This window comes from Nocardia sp. Marseille-Q1738, assembly GCF_965283145.1.
In genome coordinates this window covers 532565-554064 of the sequence record NZ_CBDIMS010000001.1, presented here as the reverse complement: position 1 = coordinate 554064, position 21500 = coordinate 532565, and the positions used below count along the sequence as shown (strand labels likewise).

Below are 21500 nucleotides of genomic sequence, written 5' to 3'. Positions count from 1 at the left end.
GTGCAGAAATTCGACGACGAAGCCGACGCGTTCGCCGTGCTCGTCATGCAACATCTGTCCGCGCGCGGCGAGACCGACATCGAGTACAACCAGGATGAGTTCGCGATACGCACCGGCGATCTGATTCTCAATCTGCACAATATCTTTCGGGAGACCCGCGATCTCGACGACGCGGACCGCGACGCCCGCATCGCCCGGCACTTCGAAGCCTTGCGCGATCTGCAAGGCCCGGAGCAGGACTGGCCGTCGGTGCGGTCGTCACTACGGCCGGTGTTGCGGCCCAACAGCTTCGGCGTGGATGTGCCCGAACCCGAGCTGCGCCCGATCGCGCGACCCGCGTTCCCCTTCGTGGACGAGCTGGTCGCTATAGACATGGCCAATGCTCGATCGATCGTCAACTACGCGTCGGTACGCGAATGGGGCGTCACGGTCGACGAGGTCTTCGCCGCGGCTCGCGAGAACCTCGGCGCCATGGTGGGTTTCACCGGCATCAAGGAATCCGGCATTCTGCGTTTCGTCGACGACGGCGACGGCTACTGCGCCTCCTGGCCCCTGCTTCCCGGGTGGCTCGCCGGCTCCGGCGCCGGAGCCGAGCCGCCGGTCGCGTTCATGCCCGACATCGACACCCTGATCATCACGCCCGGCGGGGACGAGCTCGAGCAGGTCTTCGAGGTGGTCGAGGAGCAGTATCGCGACGCGGTCCGCCCGATCTCGCCGCAGGGATACACCGTGGACGACACCGGCGCGGTGATTCCGCTCGATCGCTCGCCCGCACACCGCCACCTGCCCGCGGTGCAGCGCGCCCGATGCGGTTTGGCAGTAACCGAGTACGACGCTCAGGCCCAGATTCTCAACGAGATCGTCGAGCGAGATTTCGAGTTCACTCCCTATGACGTCGAGCCCGCCTACGTCGGCTCGGTCGTGTACGGCCATGGCGACAACGGTCCCTACACGATCACGGTCTGGGGCGAGGGCGTCGAATACCTTCTGCCGGAAGCCGACTACGTCGCGTTTTGCCGAGATGGCGAGAACGGCGAACCGGAGGGTCTTTTCGAGGTCCCATTCGATACCGTCGCGACCCTTACCGGCCTCACACCGGTCCCGAACCTGTCACCCCGGCGCTACGAGATCCGCGAGTGGCCCGATACCGAGACCCTGGCCAAGCTGAAGGCTGCCGCGGTCTCGCTCTGACTTGCGCAGGGAATCCGAACCGTACCTACCCGGTCGGCCCGGGGACAGATCCCGGTGGCGAGGAATGTTCACGGGCGGAGGTCAGAATCGGCGGGCGCCCGACACGGGCATTGATGAGAGAGGCGAGGTGGTCACCCCGATGCCGTATGTCGACGCGTGGATGACCTTGCCTTCACCGGCATAGAGAGCGGAGTGGCTTCCGCCGTAGAACGACACCACATCGCCTGGTTGCAGCTCGTCCAGCGGTACCGGTGTACCGGCGGCGAGCTGCTCCTGGCTGGTGCGGGGAAGGTCGACGCCGGCTTGCCCGTAGGACCACTGCACAAATCCCGAGCAATCGAAGGAATCGGGTCCGACCGCGCCGTAGCTGTAGTCCGCGCCGAGTTTGGTCCGTGCGGCGTCGACTGCGATCTCGCCGGTGGTTTTCCGCGGCGCCGCCGCGGCGGGCGGGGTCGGCGCCCGCGGCATGATTTCCGGCGGCCCAGCTTGGAACGGTAGGTCGATCGGTGGAAAAACATTGAGGAACGGAATCTCGATCGGCGGGACAACCGCGACCACCGGCACCTCGACCGCGGGCACGGACACCGATATCGGAAGCTCGATTATCGGAGCCGGGGTAAAGGGTGCGATCTCGAATTGCGGAACCGGAATGGAAGTCCGGAACTCGATTTCGGAGACATCGGCCAGGATCGGAGTTTCTTCCGATACCTCGGCCAGGATCGGGGCTTCCGCGACCGGGAGAATGGCGTTGTTCCGGAGCGGTTCTGCAAATGTGCCGGGAAGCGAAATCTCGTCGGAGACTTCGAATGTCCCCATGCCGGGAACAGTGACCGGCTGGGCCGATGCGGGTCCGGCTTCGATCAGCATGCCCATGAGTGCGGCAGCTCCCGCAGCAAGCGTCCAAAAAACAGCACGCCGCAGGTAGCAGATATATCGGACGTCGGTCGATGATGCCATGATGCGGTCCTCCGATGCTCATATCGTCGGCCGGTGGCGGGCCGTACGACGCCGCAGTTCGTGGCGCGTGGGACCCAACCAAAGACCTCGAATTGATTCGAAAACCATCACGGTGTTTCGTCAGTCCAGCGGATCCGATCCGAGCATTCACTTTTCGGCATAGAGCACACAACGCAAAGTCCAACACGCCCGAATTCGATAACAAAGTAATAACTGCCGTAGCGGCGTTTCAAGAATTCTCGAGCAAAGCTCACGCGGCATTCACGGCCTGCAACACAAAAGCGCCCCGCAGCGAATGCGTCCGGCTGCGGGGCACTGGTGGCGATGGGACCTCAGGCGGTGATCTGCTCCTCGATCTGTTCGGCGATCGTGCGGAGTTTCGCCGCGAATTCACGCGCCGCGGCCGGGTCGTGGCTCGAACCTTTGACGACTCTGCGGGTCAGCGCGGCGAGCCGGGATTCCATGGCGCTGAACACGCTTGCCGCCCGGTCGTTCGGGTCGTCCGGCAGTTCACCCCGCAACCACGCCTGGATCCGCTCGACAACCACGTGCTCGTCATAGCGCTCGGGAACCAGTGCCACGGCTTGGCGGAGCTTCCCCGCGGTCACCTTCACGTCCGCGACGGCGGCCACGGTGGTGTACACGGTGACCGCCGCGTCCTCACCGTGTTCGGCGACGACCGGCAGCAGTTCCCGGACCTGGCCCTCGTTGATGGCGGGTGCGATCGGATGCAGCCTGGCGGCAAGGGGCCACGCGCGAATGAGCTTGTGCGCGTATGACCGCTGCATGTCCCACCGCTGTTCGACATACTCGTCGAAGGTCTCGTGACTGTCGCGGTACAGCCGCCCGTCGCGCACGATCTGCAGAGCTCGACCAGCGGCCCAGAACGCGATGCGCAGCGTGTCGATGGACGACTCACACGCCGTCAACTGCGCCCGCTCCCGATCGCTGAGTGGCCCGTCGCCCCCGACCGGCACCGGCATCGTCAAGACATTCGAAGCCGCGCCTTGTGTCGACGATGTCGTGGAAACGTCCGCATCGGCAGCATTCGGTCGCCGCCATTCGGCATCACGCAGCGGCGAGACCGGAGGTGTGTGCTCGGCAGCGTCGGCCAGCGGATTCCCGCCGCCGATCGAGCCCTTTCTCCGCTGTGGAGGCATCAGGCAGGCACCTCCATCAGTAGCCGGTAGGAGCGCACCAGCTCGTCACCCACCTGACGATATTCACCCAAGTCTTCGATCGGGTTCTCGGCGCCCTCGCCGACTTCTCCGTCGGCCGCCTCCCGGTACCATTTCCAGGCGCTCAAATAGGATTCGAATACGTCGTAGCCGGCACTCTCCAGATTCCGCCGCTGGGCCCGATATTCGGTCGAGACGTTCACGCCGTTCTTCATGATCACCGGGACTTTGGTCATCAGGATCCGCACCCGGATTTCCCGGCTGCTACCGGCTGCCGCCTCCTCGGCGGCCTTGAATGTACTCGGCACCCGTTTGACTTCGGACGGGCTCACACTCGTCACCAGCAAGAGCTCATCGCTCTGCGGGATGGCGGCCTTGAAGATCTCGGCCGACTCACCTCCGGCATCCACGATGATGACGTCGAAATCGGCGGCCTTGTCGCTGATGCAATCGTCGACATGCCGGGAGGGGAAAGCCACCAGTTCGAACGGCACCTCGATTCCCCCTTTCACCAGCCGCCGGTGCCAGGAGTATCCGGTCTGACTGAGCGGGTCGGCATCGATCACCAGCACACGCAGTCGGTGCACCGAAGCGAAGTAACTCGCCAAGAAGAACGCCGAGGTCGTCTTGCCGACGCCGCCCTTGAGATTCCCCAGCGTGATGACCAGAGGTTCGGGCAATTCGAGTGGCGCAACAGAATTCGTCATGGACGGTCCTCCGAGGGTGAGGAGTGCATTACTGTGCGGGGCAAGTCTGGCACAGCGCCACCGAATATCGGCTGATTGCGGCGGCCTGTTGTCGCCACCGCCGCAGCACCGCTGGTGTGTCCAATTGGACACAAAGCCGCCTTATTCGCCGCGGTGAAGTGGTGAGATCGCTAGCTCAGCCGCTCGAGGCAGCCGAATTCAGAGGGCTGGACGAAACCGCAGATCGAGGTCATAGCGGCACTGGGATTTGCGAACTGGATGGGTTCAGCACCACGGGCTGGCGAACTGGATGGGGTCCCCAGGGCCAACGGGCCTGCGAGCCAGGATGGGGGCCCCGGGGAGGCGAAGCCCGCCGGGCGGGGCGTGGGGGTTGCACCCCCACAAGACACGCGGAACCAAAAAAGGCGAGTGCTCGCCACGAGCACTCGCCTCCCATTGGTGGAGCCTAGGGGAATCGAACCCCTAACCCCTGCCTTGCAAAGGCAGTGCTCTGCCAATTGAGCTAAGGCCCCGAATCAGCGGGTGGTCACCTCGTGCCACGTGTCCGCGTCGCCGCGCTGGCGCAGCTTGGAGATGCCGAAAAGAACCAGAATCACGACACCGGCGGTGAGAAGAATCTTCATGGCCCCAGCGTACTGTTCTGGTCGGGGTCAGCCCAGAACGGCTGGAGCTCGAATTCCCGCCCGACGACCGCGCTGGCCGCCATCGATGCTCCCGCCCGATACCGAACCTTCCAACATCAGACCGGTCACGGGAGACTTCGAGGCACGCGGATGGGTTGACGGGCACATTTCTCGCCGGTCTGAATATCTCGTCAGTTATGATCAGCCAGTCAATCCTATTTTCTTCTCAGGCGGTAGACACCGAAGGCCAGTGCGACCATCGCGGTGATCGCCGCGGTGACAGGGCCATAGGTGCGCAATGCCGCGATTTGATGGCGGGCTTTCTGCGATTGGGCGATCATCTCGTCGACGGTTTGCTCGTCGAAGCGCAGGTTGCCGTCGAAGACGGTGATGGGGGCGGGGTCGTCGACGTCCGTGGCCAGATACCGCCGTTGGTGCTCGCTCACCATGATGATCGCGCCGGTGCAGGGCTCTACCCAGAAGTCTCGGGTGGCGGAGTAGTACAACGACATCGTGACCGGCCCGGCTTCACCAACTCCTCCCACCATCTGGGCGGGAAGCGTGATCCGGCCTCTCATCGGCAGCAGATGAGACAGGTCGATGGGTGGTAGGTGAGTGCGGAAATGCAACAGCCTCAGGCCATCTCGCACCGTGGTGTCATCGACGTACCGCAGGCGGGTCTCCTGTTGGGAAATGACGTCGAAGTACCGGTAGTCGTGCCTGCCGGTGCCGAACGGGAACTTGTACTGCACACCGTTGCGGACTGTCTCGAGCGGCCGTTGACCTGGCTCGAACACCGTCAGAGCGGGAGCGCGTCGCGGTGCGCCGCTGGTTCGGTTCATGCTGACCTGGTCGACCAGCGCGTCGAGAAGCTCCGCCTGACCTGGGCGATCCAGCCGCGTCGACTGCTGAGCGACGCGCAGGGTAACCGTTTCGGAATCTGTTGGTTCGATGCTGGTCACCAACGTCGACAGTTGGACGGGGACCTCGTGTTGGATGTGCACCCGGCCCTGCATCAACAGACCGAGATCCAGCACCGTGCCCGTGCCGGACGCGATGGTCACCTGCCGTATCTGAGCCGGGAACTTGATCAGTGCGTCGGCTATGTAGCTCGGCAGAAGCATCGCGATCGCGGCAAGCAGGACAGCGATTGTGAGTGCGAGGTATCCGACGGCACGGTGACCGTGTCGCGCTTGTCTTCGGATGCTCGGCTGAGCGTCTCGGTCAGCGTCGAGGCGCACATGCGAGTGATCGGTTGCGGTCATATCTGTTCGCCTTTGAACTTCGAGCGGTTCCGTGGGGTTGTCATGGCGGCCGCCCGGGACAGGCGTTTCGAGGCTGCGGGTGCTGCGGGCGCACCACTCCGGGTCGTTGGATCCGCCATCTGGAATGGAGGCATGGCCGAGCAGAGTGCGGCCAGGTCTCGGCCGGAGCGCTGCACGGTGCCGTCGGGTCGGACGAGAGCGGCACGGGTCCATCCCCCGCGTAACCAGCGGCCCAGTTCGCTTCCGGGACCGGCGCTCACCACGAGCCCACCACATCGTCGGATCTGGGCACGTTGCGCGGGTGTCGGCTCGACCGTGGTGACGATCGCGTATCTGCCTCCGGCGACATCGTCGTAGCGGCGGCCGTCGTCCAAGACGGCGTTGGGAACAATGCTGCCCGCCCGACGGGGAAAAAAGCGCCGCCGCGCCACGAGCTCGGATCGGTGCAGCGGCGGGGTCTCTCCGCTGGCAACCAGCGCGTGGAAGCCGGGCATACGGTGTAGGTGCGGTGTTATGAGACGGCGAACGAGATCGCCGAGTTCCCCGCCGTCGGTCATGGCGATGCCGGCGACCTTTGCCAGCCGAATCATGGCCCGTGCATGCGGCTTTCGTTCTGTCTCGTAGGTGTCGAGCACCTCTTCGGGCAACTCGTCGGCGACGACTCCGGCGAGCTTCCAGGTGAGGTTGGCCGCGTCGCGCAGTCCGGCGCCCATCCCCTGACCGATGAACGGCGGTGTGAGGTGGGCGGCATCGCCGAGCAAGAAGATCCGGCCTGCGCGCCAGCGGTCGGCGAGCTGCGCGCGGAACGTGTAGTCGGCTACCCGGACCAGTTCGAGTTCCTCGATCGGAACGGTGCCGGTCCACGGACGGATCAATCCGTGCAGACGATCGATGTCGCCGTAGTCGTCCGCGGTTTCACCCGGGCCGAGCCGGAATTCCCATCGGTGACGGGTCTTTCCGATGCGCATGTAGGTGGCGGCACGAACCGGGTCGCAGACCTGATGTACGCCTTCCCATTGCTCGAGTTCGACAGTGGTGGCCACGTCGATGACCAGCCAGCGCTGCTCGAAGTTCAGGTCCTGCATTGTGGCGCCGATCGAGGATCGGACCAAGCTGTTGGCGCCGTCGCAGCCAAGGACGTATCGCGCCCGGACCGATTCCGCCGCACCGGTTGTCCGGTCGGTGAAGTCGACGCGCACGCCGTCGGTTTCCCGCAGGACCGTGGTGACCTCGACGTCGCCGCGGACGGTGACCTCCGCGCGCCGTTTCACGGCGGCCCGCAGAATCGCCTCCAGCTCCGGTTGGTCGAACATGTTCGCGTCCGGATAGCCGTTGCGGCCGCCCGTCGGATCGCGGTGGAATTCGGCCAGCACCCGCAGTTTTCGGTCGACGAGGCGCAGCCCGAGGGCGGGTCGGGAGATGGCGTCGAACTCGTCGCCGACACCCAACCGGTCCAGAATCCGGCGGATCTCACCGTCCAAGTGGACCGCGCGCGGCTGCGGGTAGACCCCCTCCCACCGCTCCAGTACCAGGGACTCGACACCGTACCGAGCGAGCAGCATGGCCGCGGTCAGGCCGGTCGGGCCTGCGCCGACGATCACCACCGGAACATGCGCGGACTGCATTACAAGGCTCCCAACACCGTCACGAGGTAGCCGACGACGATCAGTCCGGTGATAACGGCGGGAGTGAACTGTGGCAGCGCGTCACCGGTGCGCCGATGAACGACAACGGCTCCGGTCATCAGCAGCACCAGCCCGACTCCGGCCGCCGCGCCGATCGGCCACCAGACGATGCCGACCAGCAAACCCAGCGCGGCGGCTATCTCGAGAGCGCCGACCTTCCGGTAGGTGGAGACGGAGAATCCGGCATGCGCGGCGCGCTCTCGCATCGGCCCGACTGCCAACACCTTCGACACGCCGACCAGCAGGAAGAACACCGCCAGCAGGACAGCGAGCACGATCGACGCAATGTTCATCGGCGCACCGCGACTCGCCACTCGATCGGATACCGGGCGAGGATCGCCGCCACGGCCGTCTCGGCACCGGTGTCGTCGAGTTCGACGGTCGCGACGATCGCGCCGTCCTCGACGGCCGCGGCGATGCTGTGAACTCCGGTGATCTCGGCGAGGGCGTCGAGGAGTTCGCGGCGGGTGGCGTCGGCGCGGAGCCCGAGTTTGTAGGGTTTGCCGACATCGGTGACCGGTAGTGCATCGAGGATCGTGACCGTCTTCGGCGCGGCCGCGCGTTCGGGTACGTGTTGGACGGCCCAGTCGACCAGACCGGATTCGGTGATGTCGGCGCCTGGTGCCAGGGTGACGTAGGCGACGGGCACTTCACCGGCGTGGAAGTCGGGGCGGCCGACCGCGCCCGCCGCGGTGACCTCGGGGTGGGCGAGCAGGGCGTCTTCGATGATCGCGGGGTCGATGTTGTGCCCGCCGCGAATGATGAGGTCCTTGGCACGGCCGTGCAGATGGACGAAGCCGTCGGAGTCGATGTGGGCGAGATCGCCGGTGTCGAGCCAGCCGCCGACGAGTGTGCCCATGCCGTCGAGCACATGCCCCTGCTCGCCGCGGCCGATCACATAGCCCGCGAAGACCGTCGGGCCGCCGATGGCCAGCACCCCGGTCGCACCCGCGGGCAGGTCGGTCCAGGTCCCGTCCTCGTCGATGCGCACCGTCTTCACCTGCTGGTAGGGCATACGCTGCCCGACCGATCCCGGTCTCGGCAGGTCGGGGAAGCTGCGCGCGCTGGCGCAGGTCGCCTCGGTGAGTCCGTAGCCCTCGACCAGGGTGATTCCGGTGTGCGTCTGGAAGTTCTCCCGGACCGCGGCGGGCAGTGGCGAGGCGCCGACCATGGCGTACCGGAGGCTGGAGATGTCGGCGGTGACCGGGCACTGCGCCAGCACGGCGTACACCGTCGGCACCGCGCTCATCGCGGCGATCCGGTAATGGGCGACGATGTTCCAGAACTCGCCGTAGATCGCGAAGTCCCGGTAGCCGAGCGGTCCGGCCCAGACCACGGACTGGCCTTTGTACAACGGCGCGAGCAGCGTGACGACCAGCGCGTTGACGTGGAACAGCGGCAGGGCCGCGAACACCACGGCATCGTCGTCGAGCAGGGAATTCGCGGCGATCATCCAAGCATTGGTGACCTCGTTGGCATGGGTGTGCGCGGCCAGCTTCGGCACACCGGTGGTACCTCCGGTATGGAATAGCGCGGCAAGATCGGACGCGAGCGGCGGCTCCCCGGCGAAGGCGGCCGGATCGTGGGCTGCCGCAAGTTCGTCGAGGTAGCCGACCCGCACACCGTTGAGTGATTCCAGCGGCTGAGGTTCCCCAGCCGCGGTCGGGCGCAGCACCAGCACCGCGTCCAGCAGTCCATCGGCGGCCAGTGCACACGCGGAATCCCATACGGGCTCGGCCAATTCGGGTCCAGCGGTGATGAGGACGCGCGCTCCGGTTCGTTGCAGCAGTTCGCCGATGTGCCGCCGGGACAGGCCGCCGTTGATCGGGGCGGCGATCCCGGCCAGCTGGGCGGCGAGGGTCGCCGCGATCAGCTCGGCGCAGTTGGGCGCGATCAAGGCCACCGCGTCATCGCGTCGGACACCGAGCTCGTGCAGCAGGTTCGCGTACCGGTGTACTTGTGCCAGCAGCTGAGCAAAGTTATGCCGCAACGGTTCTCGCCACCGCGCCGCCTCCGGCAAGACCGTGACGGCGGTCCGTTCCGGCCACGAATGCGCTGCCCGCACCAGCAGGGCATAGGTCGATTCCGGCAGGCCACGCTGCGCCAGCGGCACCGATTCGATCTCGGCCAGATCGCTCGGCTGCGCGTAGCGCGGCCACAGCAGCTCCTCGGTCGTCGCGGTGCTGATCGTCTGGTTGTCGGTCACCGGTACCTCACCGTGGTGCGCTGGCGGCCCAAATCGATGGCGCCGTCAGTGGTGGCGATCGTGGCCTCGATGACGTCGCCGTCCTGCAGATACTTCGGGTTCTTGGCCTGGCCTTTGAAGAAGAGGTTCCACTTCACCGTCGCCGGGAGCAGATTCGCGATGAACTGGACCGGTTTCGGCGGAGCGCTCAACGCGGTTCCGATCGGTGTTCCGGTGAGCAGCAGGTCTCCGATACCCATGCGCTGGAACCGGGTCAACGCCTGCAATGTCTCCAGCGGCTGATAGATCATGTCCGCGACGGTCATGTCCTGGCGCGGCTGGCCGTTGACCCACAACCGCAGCCGCAGATCGGCGAACCGCTTCAGCTCGCCGACCTCCAGCAACACCAGAGCGGGACCGACCGGGGTGAACGTCGGATACGACTTCGCCTCGTAGAACTGGGTTTTCGGCAACTGCACATCACGCGCGGAGATGTCGTTGGTGACGACAAGCCCAGCGATGTAGTCCGCGAGATTGTCCGGGGTGATCTCCGATCCGACCGGCATCTCGCGGCCGAAGACCAGCCCGATCTCCACTTCGTAATCCAGCAACCGCACGTGCGCGGGCCGGATGACGTCGTCGTGCGGGCCACTGATCGACCCCGACGCCTTGCGGAAGAACGTCAGCGGAACCGTCTCCGGGTCCATGCCCGAATCTTTCACGTGCGAGGCGAAATTGGTCATCTGCGCGACCACCCGGCAGGGCGCGGTCACGGGAGAGACCAGCGAAAGCCCCTCGACCGGCACGACCTCCCCGCTCGCGGCAGCCGCGACGACCGCGTGCCGATCGGCCAGCAGCTGACCTGTGGTGGTCGCCGCGGTATCGACCTTCGCGGCACCCGCGGGTGTTGCCACCCACCATGCGTCGTCGGTACGGAGAACGGAAATGCTCATGAATTGGCTACTTTCAACAGGCCGCGTAGGCGACCGAGATCGAATTCGTTGTCTTCGCGCAGCGCGTCGACCATTGCGCGCAGCTCGCGAAGCGATTCCCGCCCCGGCTTCAGGCCGAGGAAGTCTTTGCTGGCGGGCGGGCCCCACTGGGCCAGCCCGGAGGCGGTGAACGGCGCCCAGCCGGGTTCCAGCGTGTTGTCGAACATGTCGCCGTCGCTGAAATGCTCGACAAGGAACCCGTCCGGGTCACGCCAGTAGTCGAAGATCTGGCTGCCCTGGATGTGCCTGCCGATTCCCCACGACCGGTAGTAGCCGTGGTCGCGCAGATACTCGCCACCTGCGGCCAGCGCGTCGAGGTCGGCGACTTGATAGGCCGAGTGCACGTACCGGTTGGCCGGGCCGAGCACCAACGCCAGTGTGTGGTGGTCGGCGGGAGTCCGGCCGCGGTCGCAGCGGATGAAGCTCATCACCGGCCCGCGCTCGCGCTGCCCCGGGTAGTAGAGAAAGTCGCTGACGATCAGGCCCAAATGCCGCAGATACCAGTCGAGCGTCTCCCGGTACTTGGTGGTCTGCACCACCACATGCCCCAGACGTTGCACCCGCGCTGGTTCGCGCGGCGGCCGCTGCGTGCGGTTTACCCGTGCCACCTCGTGGCCGAGGTTCAGTGTGTGCGGGGTCTGTTCGGGCAATGCGGTCAACGTGTGCGTGTCGGCGACGACCCGCACACGCAGCCCGCTCGGATCAGTCAAATCGACAGTCGCGCCGCCGAGGCTGTCAGGCAGGTGCGCCACCTTACTTCCCCCGGCATCCGCCAAGCGGAGCAGATCGGCGGTGTCCGACGCCCGAAAGGCGGGGCCGACGAACCTCGATCGCAATCCGCGCCGAATGAGCACGCATGGCGCGCCGGCGTCGGCGCCCCGTAGGTGCAGCTCGTTCGGCGTGCGCAGCGACGTCGCGAAACCGAAGACATGCGCGAAGGCCTCCGCGCCCTCCAGATCCGGCTTCTCGAACTCCAGCCACGCCAGATCGTGCACCTTGACAATCGGGTCCCGCGCCCGCCCCTGATGCTCGCCCGCCACTGCGCCGTGCTCACTGTGCAGACCGGTATGCGGGTCGTGATGGTCGAGCATCGACCACTCCCTCCATAAGACTGACGATATCGTCACATACGACGCAATATTCAGTCAAGCGTCTCTGATGAATTCGTCATAACTGAAAGGGGGGCTAATATGGCCAGCGGACTGACCAGGAAGAGGTGAGCAGGCATGGCCGAACAGACCGGTGCGGAACCGAACCGGCTGGAGCGCCGTAAGGCACGAACGCGCGCCGCCCTCGTGAGCGCCGCCCAGTCGTTCATCGCGACCGGGAAACTGAACGCGCCGATCCTCGAGATCACCCAAGCCGCCGATGTCGGCATGGGGTCCTTCTACAACCACTTCCAGAGCCGGGAGGAGCTTTTCCAAGCCGCGGTCGAAGAGGCGCTCGACCAGCATGGCGCCTTGCTCGACACATTGATGGAGGGCTTGGACGACCCGGCCCGGATCTTCGCGCAGAGCTTCCGGCTGACCGGGCGCATGCATCGGCGAAACCCCACCCTCAGCAAGGTTCTGCTCAACAACGGACTCGCCCTGACCGCCTCCGAGAACGGGTTGGCACCACGCGCTCGCCGTGACATCGAGGCCGCCGCCCGCGCGGGCCGGTTTCACATTCGCGACGCGGAGCTGGCCATGACGATCGTGGCCGGCGCCGCGCTGTGCCTCGGCCAGTTGCTGCACGAGCACCCAGAACGCGACGACGCGACCGACGCCGACCAGGTCACGGAGGATCTGCTGCGCATGTTCGGCATCCCGGCCGACGAGGCTCGCGAGATCTGCCAGGTGCCGCTGCCATCCCTCGACACACTGCCGCAGGGCGACAGCGCCGCCTGAACCGCGGTTCGGCGGCCACGTCAGCCAGGGGCGCTACCCACAGTGCTCTTGGCGAACTCGTGTTCCAGTTCGGCGCCCTCGATGTCGAGATCGGGGACATAACGCCCGAACCAGCGAGGGTGGAACCACATACGGCTTCCGACCAAGGCCATGACAGCGGGCACCAGCGTGAGCCGCACGACGAAGGCATCGAGTACAACACCGACCGCCAGCGTGAACGCCAGCGGCTTGACGATGGGATTGTCGACCCAGGTGAAGGCCACGAACACGGCGAACATGATCAGAGCGGCGGCGGTCACCACCCGGGCCGAATGCGCGACACCGTTCTGCACTGAACCGATCGCATCCCCGGTGCGGCTGTACTCCTCTTTGATCCGGGATACCACGAAGATCTGGTAGTCACTGGATAGGCCGAAGATGATCGCGAGGATGATTATCGGCAGGAAGCTCAGCGTCTGCGCCTGGGTTACATCGAAAAGGTTCGCGCCCCAGCCCCATTGGAAAACCGCAACCTGTATGCCGAGTGCGGCGAAGACCGAGAGGATGAATCCGACGATCGAGGTCAACGGCACCAGCACGGTGCGGAAGGCGATCGTCAACAGGGCAAGCGCCAAGCCGACGACCACCACGAGGAAGATCGGCAGCGCGTCGGCCAGCCGGTTGGAGGTGTCGATATTCGCGGCGGTGGTGCCGCCGATCAGGAACGTGGCCCCGGTGTTGGCCGCGATGCGGTCGCGATTGTCACGCAGTCGGTTGACCAGATCCGACGTTGCCTCGTCATCCGGGCCGGTCTTCGGCACGACTTGGATGAGCAGCAGGCCGTCGCCGCTGCCGGCGGGCTGGACCGCTGCGACGTCGGGTTCCCGCTGCAGCTGTGTCATCAGCGTCTGCGCCGCATCCGGGCTCGTGGCGCGAGACAGATCGGTCACCAGCAGCAACGGACCGTTGAAGCCGGGACCAAATGAGCGGTTGACCAGGTCGTACGCCTTGTGGGCAGTGCTCGACTCCGGTTGCGACTCGCCACTGGGCAGCCCCAGATCCATCCGCGTGGCCGGAACCGCCAAGACGACCAGCGCCGCGATTCCGAGCACCAGCAGCGGCACCCGGAAGCGCGTGACGAATCGGCCCCACGCGTGCCCCACCGTGCGCTCCGGTTCGTAGGCCGCGATCCGCGCCACCTCCTCCGGTCGTCCCGGATGCAGCGGAGGCGAAATGAAGCGAGCGACAGTCGCACCGGCGAACCCGAGCAGTGCGGGTAGCAGGGTCAGGGCGACCAGCATCGCCACCAGCACGGCGCCGGCCGCCGTCAATCCCATGACCGTCAGGAACGGAATGCCGGCGACCGAGAGCCCGCACAACGCGATGATCACGGTCACCGCCGCGAAGACGACCGAACTTCCCGCCGTGCCGCACGCCAGCGGTATCGACTCCTCCGCGGGCAGTCCGATCACGATGTTGTGCCGATGCCGGGACAAGATGAACAGCGCGTAATCGATCCCGCACGACAACCCCAGCATCAAGGCCAGCGAAGTCGCAGCCGCGGGCACGTCGACGAAGGCGGCCACACCGAGGATTCCGGTCAGACCAATGGCCACGCCCACCAACGCCGTGACGATGGGCAGGCCTGCGGCGACAACCGCCCCGAATGTGATCAACAAGATGATGAAGGCCGCGACGATACCGAAGACCTCCGGAGTTTCGGGCACTTCAGCGGTGAAACCCGGGTACACCGCTCCGGAGAACTCCATGTCCAAGCCCGCATCCCGCGCCGGGGCGGCGATGTAGGCGACCTCGTCCAGTGTCTCCTCGGTAACCTCCCCCGCCGGCACCGAGAATTGCACGCTGCCCAATGCGACCCGTTGATCGGGTGCGACCGCCTTGGCTTCGAACGGGTCGACCACCGTAGCCACCTGCGGCAGCCCTCGCAGACCGGCAATGACCTGCTCGATCTGAGCGCTCGGCTGCGGGTCGGTGACCTTCGCCGAGCCGGGGCTGGCGAACACAACTTGCATCTGAGCACCGCTGTACGCGGGCATCCGCTGTTTCAACAGGGAAACCGCGTCCTGCGACTCGGTATTCGGGATGGTGAAGTCGTCGGTGGTCTTGCCGCCGGTCACCGCGGCGAATCCGATCGCACACGCGAGCAGGACCAGCCACACCGCCAGTACCCACCAGCGCCGAAGGGTAACCAGTCGACCAAGAGCGAACAGATACCGAGACATGCGGGTCCTCTCGTCGAGCAACCAACGACACATCAACGAACCCGGATCACGACCGCTGCGACCACGATAAATGCCCTCGCCAGGCGGTACGGACACAACGCTCGAATCCTGCCCCCGAGCGGGATGCGCGACCCGTCGACGATCGTCACCACCGCGGCGGACTGCCCGCTGACCTTGCTCGCTGATCCGATCGCCCGTCGGCGCGGATCCGCCAGATCTCGTCGGCATCGGCGCGGTCATGCCACCGTCGCCGACCCACAGCCTGCTCGAGTCCTCGGACACCTACTGCGGCGCACCGCACGACGAACAGGCGCGTCAACCGCGCTACGCGCACCCGGCACCCTGCCGTTTTGACCATGTCAACGGCGAGAAGGTACCGTTTTGGAGGCGTCTGTGCGCGCCGACCGTGATGAACGGTGCCGGGGCCTTAGCTCAATTGGCAGAGCACTGCCTTTGCAAGGCAGGGGTTAGGGGTTCGATTCCCCTAGGCTCCACCAATGGGAGGCGAGTGCTCGTGGAGAGCACTCGCCTTTTTGGTTCCGCGTGTTTTGTGGGGTGCAACCCCCACGCCCCGCCCGGCGGGCTTCGCCCCCGGACCCCCATCCCGGCTCGCCAGGCCGTGGGCCCGGGGCGCAGCGATGGACCCCTCTCTACGGTGTAGGCATGCGCCGCGGTGCGGACGTGGGCCTGCTCGTCGATGACGGCTGACACGTCGGGCCATTCTGCGCCGTCCGCGAGCGACGCAGTGGAGAAAATGATCCCCTGCGGCTCCGAATACACCAAATGTGGTCGGCGTGAATGGTCGTCTCCGTCAGGAAGCCGACTGTCATCTACTCGGCGGCGGTAAGCGGGTCACGCTGGGCTCGTATATCCGGTGGTGAAGAGGATCGAATAGCCGATTCACGCGCCGGGAGCCCTATCGGGTAATCCCCCGACAGGTTGTCGTTGCCGCGTATACGGCGACTATTAGACATCCGGCGCCCGAAAACAGCTTGCGCCACAGAGCCTTTCACAGCGATCGTTATATCGATGCCCTCACATGCTGTCGCTTGGAGCCGATCGCCTCAGCGGTTTCCGTCCTGCGGAGGAACCTCCAGCCGAGCCCTGATGAACGCCCACGGTCCGGCGTCCTCCGACTCGCCGCCGTGAAAGCGGCAGGGCGGGAATAACTTGCCCGACGCGGGCTGGAGATCCGATCGCCAGGTGAGTTCGTATGGGATGTCCATTGAATACCAATAATCCAACGCCCGAGTGAAAACCGACCGTTTGAATCAAAAAAGGTAACGCGAAACACCCATAGACTTAGAACTTCCTGAGAGAGATGATATCCATGATGCCGTTTGTCGGGGAAACGGACAAACCGTAAATCGGCAGGAGATTGGAAGTCCAATGATAATCAGAAAGTTGGTGGTGGCCGCACTCATAGCCATCGCATCCACGGGGATCGCTACCGTTACGGCCCAAGGTCAGGCTCGAGTAGCGGGGCAGGATCTCACATTCAATTTGGCGGACGGCCCCATCGCCTACACAGCGACGCTGGCGGCTGATCACTCGAGCGCCACGATCAACCTGGCGTCCGGGAAGTTCGTCCCGGTTCCCGAAGCGATCAATGTGATCGCGGATAACGGCGCACTCGTCGGCTCGATCCCGACGACACTGCGCATGGAGACCGGCCAAACCTTCGCCCTCACGCCGTCGCTGGACAGCACGGGTAGGACGCTGACGATGACACCGGCGAGTGGCGCCCCGTCACCCGCTGCGGTCAACACGCCACCCGAGGTGGAGAGCTTGCTGCAGGACGCCCTGTTCGTCGGGCTCTTCGTGGGCGCGGCGATCGGTTGCGCGATCGGCGTTCTCATCGGAATCTGGTTCTTCCTGGTGGGCGCCGTGATCGGTTGCGCGATCGGCGCTGCCATCGGTGCCACGATCGGCTTCTTCTTCTTCCCGATCTGATAGATCTCCGGAGGAACCGAATCGAGGTGGTCAACGCGGCCGAGCGGTCGACCAGACCGCTCGGCCTCTGTCTGCGCCCACGCTGCCGCTGGCGCCGGTGACGACGACCTTCATGCGCCTGACACCCCAGCAGCTCTGCCTTGGTCGCGCAGCAATCTTCCCGGCTCGCGCGGTGATCGAGGTCCGGCACCGCGGCCGCGACCGGTCCGCCGCTTCAGCGGGCGAGCATCGCGGCCGCTCCCACCACCCCGGCACCCACGCTCAACTGCCGCGCCTTGCCACGGGGTCTGCAGGGCGGCGAGCTCGATCTCCTCTCGCACGAGCCTGCTCAGCTCCCATGCAGTCACGCACCGATCTACCCGCCATGCGCAGCACCACACCTCGGGTCGGCCAGTCGGTCAGCGCCACCGATGCCGGTGCCGCGCTGTACTTCGAGGATCTTCAGGGCTTTCGGTGATGCCGATTCCGGTCGATGAGCGCCGCCCAGCGCCCGGCGGATTCGTGGTCGTCGAAGGGTTTCTGAGGAGCGGCGGGCGCCCTCGTCTCAATACTGGAACTGGCTTGTCCGGCGATGAGCCGTAGAGCGAAACCTTGACGTGCGTATTCGTGGGTGGGCCTAGGAGGACTTGAACCTCCGACCTCTTCGTTATCAGCGAAGCGCTCTAACCGCCTGAGCTATAGGCCCGTATTGTTCGACTCGGATCGCCGAGCCGAGAGCAAAGATTACCCGACACGACCTATATGGACCAAAACGGCTGGTCAGAGCACCTCTGTCGCGGGCGCTGCCGAAACCAAAACGGCCGGTACCAGCCGCGCAGGGGCGGGTACCGGCCGTTCGGAGGAACCGGACTAGTCGGGGTCGGCCAGGGTTACCTGGATACCGCCCACGAGGTCGCAGCACTGGTTGTAGATGAAGGTGCCGACCGTGCCGAGCGCGGTGAACAGGACGACGTTTATCAAGCCGATCACGCCCGCGTAGCCGAAGACGGTGCCCGCGTCGATCAACCCCACCGAGCCGCTGTCTTGGGACACCATGTCGGTGAACGTGTTGTTCAGCCGTTCCCACACGCCCATGCCTTCGAGCACGATGTACAGCAGGCCGACCGCCAGCATCCACACGAAGAACATCGCCACGCTGATCACCAGCGAGATCTTCAGCGTCGACCAGGGATCGATGCGACGGATCTGCACCGTGGCCCGCAGTGGCTCACCTGAAGCGATCGCGGCGACCGCGACCGGCACCGCGGGCGAGACCGGCGAGGACTGCGCACCGGGGGCTTCGGTCGGCGGCAGCGGGTGGCGGATCTCGGACAGGTCGGGCATGTCCTTGATCAGCTCCGGCCGCGCGATACTGCGGGTGGGTCCGTCGATACCGACGGACTTCACCATTGCCGCTTCCTTGCGTGCCGCCTTGGCCGCTAGGTCGGCGGTGGTGCGTGCGTTGGACATGCTGTTGCCGAGCCCGCCCGGCCCGGCGGAGTTCGGGCGGCCGGCGACCGGCGCCTGGCCAGGGCGGTACAGGTTGGACTGCGGCTCCCGCTGCGGAAGCTGCGACCACCCGTCCTGATACTGCGACTGCTGTCCGCCGTTGCCGGGGGCACCGCCGGCCTGCTTTTCCCCGCCCTCGGGCGCGGACTGCTCGGCCTTGGTGTTTATCCGCGCCGTCTTCTGATCGAAGTGGTCCTGGCCGTCGCCGCCGGGCACCTTGTCCGGCGACCCCTGCGGTGCCGGGAAATCACCCTGCTTGTCGCGGATCTCCTGCTGCTGGGCTTTCGGCTGGTTGGCGCCGGGCTGGTTGCCGGGTTGCCCGACCGGCTGCCCACCGGGCTGAGGCCCCGGCTGGCTCTGGTGACCACCCGGTTGTCCACCACCGGGGTGGCCGCCCGGCTGGCCGCCTCCTTGCTGGCCGCCACCGGGCTGACCGTTCTCGGCCGAGGCGACCGGCCGTGGGATCGGCCGCGGCGGGATCGGTGACGGTGCGATCCGCTCGGTCACACCGTTCGTCTGGTGCCGCTCGTCATTCGGCTGATTCGGAGTGGTCAATGGGAATCCTTAGATCCGTTCGTTGCCGCCGCTAGTGGATTACTTCTCAGAAGAACCTGCGTCGCCGCCACCGGCGACCTGATCGGGATCGGGCTCGTCGGCATTGCGCGCGATCGCAAGCAAAGTATCGCCCTCTGCGAGGTTCATCAATCGCACGCCCTTGGTCTGTCGTCCAGCCTTACGAACCTGCTTCGCCGCCGTCCGGATGACGCCGCCCCCGGAGGTGATCGCGTACAACTCATCCTCGTCGTCGACGATGAGCGCCCCGACCAGGGTGCCACGTTTCGCGTCGAACTGGATGGTCAATACGCCTTTACCGCCGCGGCCCTGCGCGGTGTACTCCTCGATCGCGGTCCGCTTTGCGTAGCCGCCGGACGTCGCGACCAGCAGATATGTGCCATCGCGAACCACATTGAGGGACAACAGTTCATCGCTGTCATTGAACCGCATGCCCTGCACACCCGAGGTGGCGCGGCCCATCGGACGCAGCGCCTCGTCGGTGGCCGAGAAGCGAATGGACTGGCCGAGCGCGGACACCAGGAGCAGGTCGTCGTCGGCCGAGCAGAGCACGGCGCCGACCAATTCGTCCTCGTCACGCAGGTTGACCGCGACGATGCCGCCGCTGCGGTTGGAATCGAAGTCCGTCAGTTTCGACTTCTTCACCAGGCCGTTCTTGGTGGCCAGCACCAAGTACGGGGCATCGTTGTAGGACTTGATCTGGATGATCTGGGCGATCTTCTCGTCCGGCTGGAAAGCCAGCAGGTTCGCCACGTGCTGCCCACGCGCGGTGCGGTTGGCCTCGGGCAGCTCGTATGCCTTGGCGCGGTAGACGCGGCCCTTGTTCGTGAAGAACAGCAACCAGTCGTGCGTCGAGGTGATGAAGAAGTGCTTGACGATGTCGTCCTGCTTGAGGCCGGCGCCCTGCACACCCTTGCCGCCGCGCTTCTGGCTGCGATAGAGATCGGTCTTGGTGCGCTTGGCGTAGCCGGTCTCGGTGATCGTGACGACCACGTCCTCGCGGGCGATGAGATCCTCGTCGGCCACATCGCCGTCGGCGGCGATGATCTTGGTGCGCCGATCGTCGCCGTACTTGTCGACGATCTCCTGCAGCTCGTCGCGGACGATCGCGCGCTGGCGCTCCGGCTTCTCCAGGATGTCCTTGAGATCGGCGATCTCGAGCTCGATCTTGGCCAGCTCGTCGACGATCTTCTGCCGCTCCAACGCCGAGAGGCGCCGCAGCTGCATGTCGAGGATCGCGGTGGCCTGGATCTCGTCGATGTCCAGCAGCCGCATCAGGCCGGTGCGCGCGGTCTCGGTGTCGGCCGAGCGGCGGATCAGCGCGATGACTTCGTCCAGCGCGTCCAGCGCCTTGACCAGACCGCGCAGGATGTGGGCCCGTTCCTCGGCCTTGCGCAGCAGGTAGCGGGTCCGCCGCACGATCACGTCGAGCTGGTGGTTGACGTAGTGGCGGATCATCTGGTCCAGCCGCAGGGTGCGCGGCACCCCGTCGACGATGGACAGCATGTTCGCACCGAAGCTGGTCTGCAGCTGGGTGTGCTTGTAGAGGTTGTTCAGCACCACCTTGGCCACGGCGTCGCGCTTGACGGTGACCACGATGCGCAGGCCCGCGCGGTCGGAGGACTCGTCGTGGATGTCGGAGATGCCCGCGATCTTTCCGTCGCGCACCTGCTCGGCGATCGAGGAGATCAGGTTGTCCGGGTTGACCTGGTAGGGCAACTCCGTGATGACGATCGTGGTGCGGCCCTTGTTGTCTTCCTCGATCTCGACCACACCGCGCATGCGGATGGAGCCGCGCCCGGTCGAGTAGGCGTCGTGGATGCCCTGGCTGCCCACGATCAGGCCGTCGGTCGGGAAATCCGGGCCCTTGACCCGCTCCATGCACGCGGCGAGGGTGGTTTCCTCGTCGGCGTCGTGATTCTCCAACGCCCAGTAGATCGCCTCGGCGACTTCCCTGAGGTTGTGCGGCGGGATGTTGGTCGCCATACCGACCGCGATGCCGCCCGAGCCGTTGATCAGCAGGTTCGGCACCCGGGAGGGCAGAACCACCGGCTCCTGCGAGCGGCCGTCGTAGTTCGGCACGAAATCAACCGTTTCGTGGTCGATTTCGCGCAGCATCTCCATCGCGATGGGCGTGAGCCTGCACTCGGTGTACCGCATGGCGGCCGGGCCGTCGTTGCCGCGCGAACCGAAGTTGCCCTGCGGATCGACCAGCGGATAGCGCAGCGACCACGGCTGCGCCATGCGCACCAGGGTGTCGTAGATCGGGACGTCGCCGTGCGGGTGGTAGTTACCCATGGTCTCGGCGACCGGGCGCGCGGACTTCACATAACCGCGGTCGGGCCGATACCCGTTGTCGTGCATCGCGTAGAGGATGCGCCGGTGCACCGGCTTCAGGCCGTCGCGCACGTCGGGCAGCGCGCGGCCGACGATCACGCTCATCGCGTAATCGATGTAGCTGTTCTGCATCTCCTGCTGGATGTCGACCGGCTCGATGCGCTCGCCGCCGGTCGGGGGCAGGGTGGTGTCGGTCATGAGGTCTCCTGTGTCTTGCGGATGCTCCCGCACCCCGTCGGCGTCATGAACGCTGCG

At 65.7% G+C, this 21500-nt stretch carries 15 protein-coding genes and 3 tRNA genes; 4 read left to right on the top strand and 14 right to left on the bottom strand.

What is annotated here, in order from left to right; genetic code table 11:
* A complete protein-coding gene (locus ACWPXK_RS02600; RefSeq protein WP_454194387.1) occupies positions 1–1191 on the top strand; it encodes a hypothetical protein in 1191 nt (396 codons plus the stop codon).
* Positions 1192–1272: 81 nt separating this feature from the next.
* Here ACWPXK_RS02600 and ACWPXK_RS02595 read toward each other — a convergent pair whose 3' ends face one another.
* The 10 genes from ACWPXK_RS02595 to ACWPXK_RS02550 form a co-directional block, all read right to left on the bottom strand.
* Positions 1273–1797, bottom strand: a complete 525-nt coding sequence (locus tag ACWPXK_RS02595) for a C40 family peptidase (protein WP_454195417.1) — start codon at positions 1795–1797, stop codon at positions 1273–1275.
* Positions 1798–2480: 683 nt separating this feature from the next.
* Complete coding sequence (locus ACWPXK_RS02590; protein WP_454194386.1) at positions 2481–3131, bottom strand: hypothetical protein; 651 nt, start codon at positions 3129–3131, stop codon at positions 2481–2483.
* 176 nt (positions 3132–3307) lie between these two features.
* On the bottom strand, positions 3308–4033 hold the full coding sequence (locus ACWPXK_RS02585; RefSeq protein WP_364322782.1) for a ParA family protein: 726 nt from the start codon (positions 4031–4033) through the stop codon (positions 3308–3310).
* 436 nt (positions 4034–4469) lie between these two features.
* Positions 4470–4545, bottom strand: a tRNA-Ala gene (locus ACWPXK_RS02580).
* 326 nt (positions 4546–4871) lie between these two features.
* A complete protein-coding gene (locus ACWPXK_RS02575) occupies positions 4872–5921 on the bottom strand; it encodes a DUF3068 domain-containing protein (protein ID WP_454194385.1) in 1050 nt (349 codons plus the stop codon).
* The gene (gene mhpA, locus ACWPXK_RS02570; RefSeq protein WP_454194384.1) at positions 5918–7546 is read right to left on the bottom strand and encodes a bifunctional 3-(3-hydroxy-phenyl)propionate/3-hydroxycinnamic acid hydroxylase MhpA; all 1629 of its coding nucleotides are present in this window, start codon (positions 7544–7546) and stop codon (positions 5918–5920) included. The genes ACWPXK_RS02575 and mhpA overlap by 4 nt, the downstream gene beginning before the upstream one ends.
* Positions 7546–7899, bottom strand: coding sequence for a DoxX family protein (locus tag ACWPXK_RS02565; protein ID WP_454194383.1), 354 nt, complete (start codon positions 7897–7899; stop codon positions 7546–7548). Before ACWPXK_RS02565 ends, mhpA begins: the two co-directional genes overlap by 1 nt.
* On the bottom strand, positions 7896–9812 hold the full coding sequence (locus ACWPXK_RS02560; RefSeq protein ID WP_454194382.1) for an acyl-CoA synthetase: 1917 nt from the start codon (positions 9810–9812) through the stop codon (positions 7896–7898). The genes ACWPXK_RS02565 and ACWPXK_RS02560 overlap by 4 nt, the downstream gene beginning before the upstream one ends.
* Positions 9809–10744 (bottom strand): fumarylacetoacetate hydrolase family protein, encoded by a 936-nt coding sequence (locus ACWPXK_RS02555; RefSeq protein ID WP_454194381.1) that lies wholly within the window; start codon positions 10742–10744, stop codon positions 9809–9811. Before ACWPXK_RS02555 ends, ACWPXK_RS02560 begins: the two co-directional genes overlap by 4 nt.
* Entirely contained in the window at positions 10741–11874 is a 1134-nt protein-coding gene (locus ACWPXK_RS02550) for a VOC family protein (RefSeq protein ID WP_454194380.1), read from the bottom strand. The genes ACWPXK_RS02555 and ACWPXK_RS02550 overlap by 4 nt, the downstream gene beginning before the upstream one ends.
* A 135-nt stretch (positions 11875–12009) precedes the next feature.
* Between ACWPXK_RS02550 and ACWPXK_RS02545 the strand changes: the two genes are divergently transcribed.
* Positions 12010–12672: a TetR/AcrR family transcriptional regulator gene (locus tag ACWPXK_RS02545; RefSeq protein WP_454194379.1), complete on the top strand. Its 663-nt coding sequence runs from the start codon at positions 12010–12012 to the stop codon at positions 12670–12672.
* Between the two features lie 20 nt (positions 12673–12692).
* Here ACWPXK_RS02545 and ACWPXK_RS02540 read toward each other — a convergent pair whose 3' ends face one another.
* Positions 12693–14894: an MMPL family transporter gene (locus ACWPXK_RS02540; protein ID WP_454194378.1), complete on the bottom strand. Its 2202-nt coding sequence runs from the start codon at positions 14892–14894 to the stop codon at positions 12693–12695.
* Positions 14895–15315: 421 nt separating this feature from the next.
* Between ACWPXK_RS02540 and ACWPXK_RS02535 the strand changes: the two genes are divergently transcribed.
* Positions 15316–15391 (top strand) — tRNA-Ala (locus ACWPXK_RS02535).
* 907 nt (positions 15392–16298) lie between these two features.
* Positions 16299–16847, top strand: a complete 549-nt coding sequence (locus tag ACWPXK_RS02530; protein ID WP_454194377.1) for a hypothetical protein — start codon at positions 16299–16301, stop codon at positions 16845–16847.
* 611 nt (positions 16848–17458) lie between these two features.
* Here ACWPXK_RS02530 and ACWPXK_RS02525 read toward each other — a convergent pair.
* From ACWPXK_RS02525 to gyrA, 3 genes are all read right to left on the bottom strand, one after another.
* A tRNA-Ile gene (locus ACWPXK_RS02525) sits at positions 17459–17532 on the bottom strand.
* A 164-nt stretch (positions 17533–17696) separates the two neighbouring features.
* The gene (locus ACWPXK_RS02520) at positions 17697–18890 is read right to left on the bottom strand and encodes a DUF3566 domain-containing protein (protein WP_454194376.1); all 1194 of its coding nucleotides are present in this window, start codon (positions 18888–18890) and stop codon (positions 17697–17699) included.
* Between the two features lie 39 nt (positions 18891–18929).
* Positions 18930–21443 (bottom strand): DNA gyrase subunit A, encoded by a 2514-nt coding sequence (gyrA, locus tag ACWPXK_RS02515; protein ID WP_454194375.1) that lies wholly within the window; start codon positions 21441–21443, stop codon positions 18930–18932.
* Positions 21444–21500 lie beyond the last annotated feature (57 nt).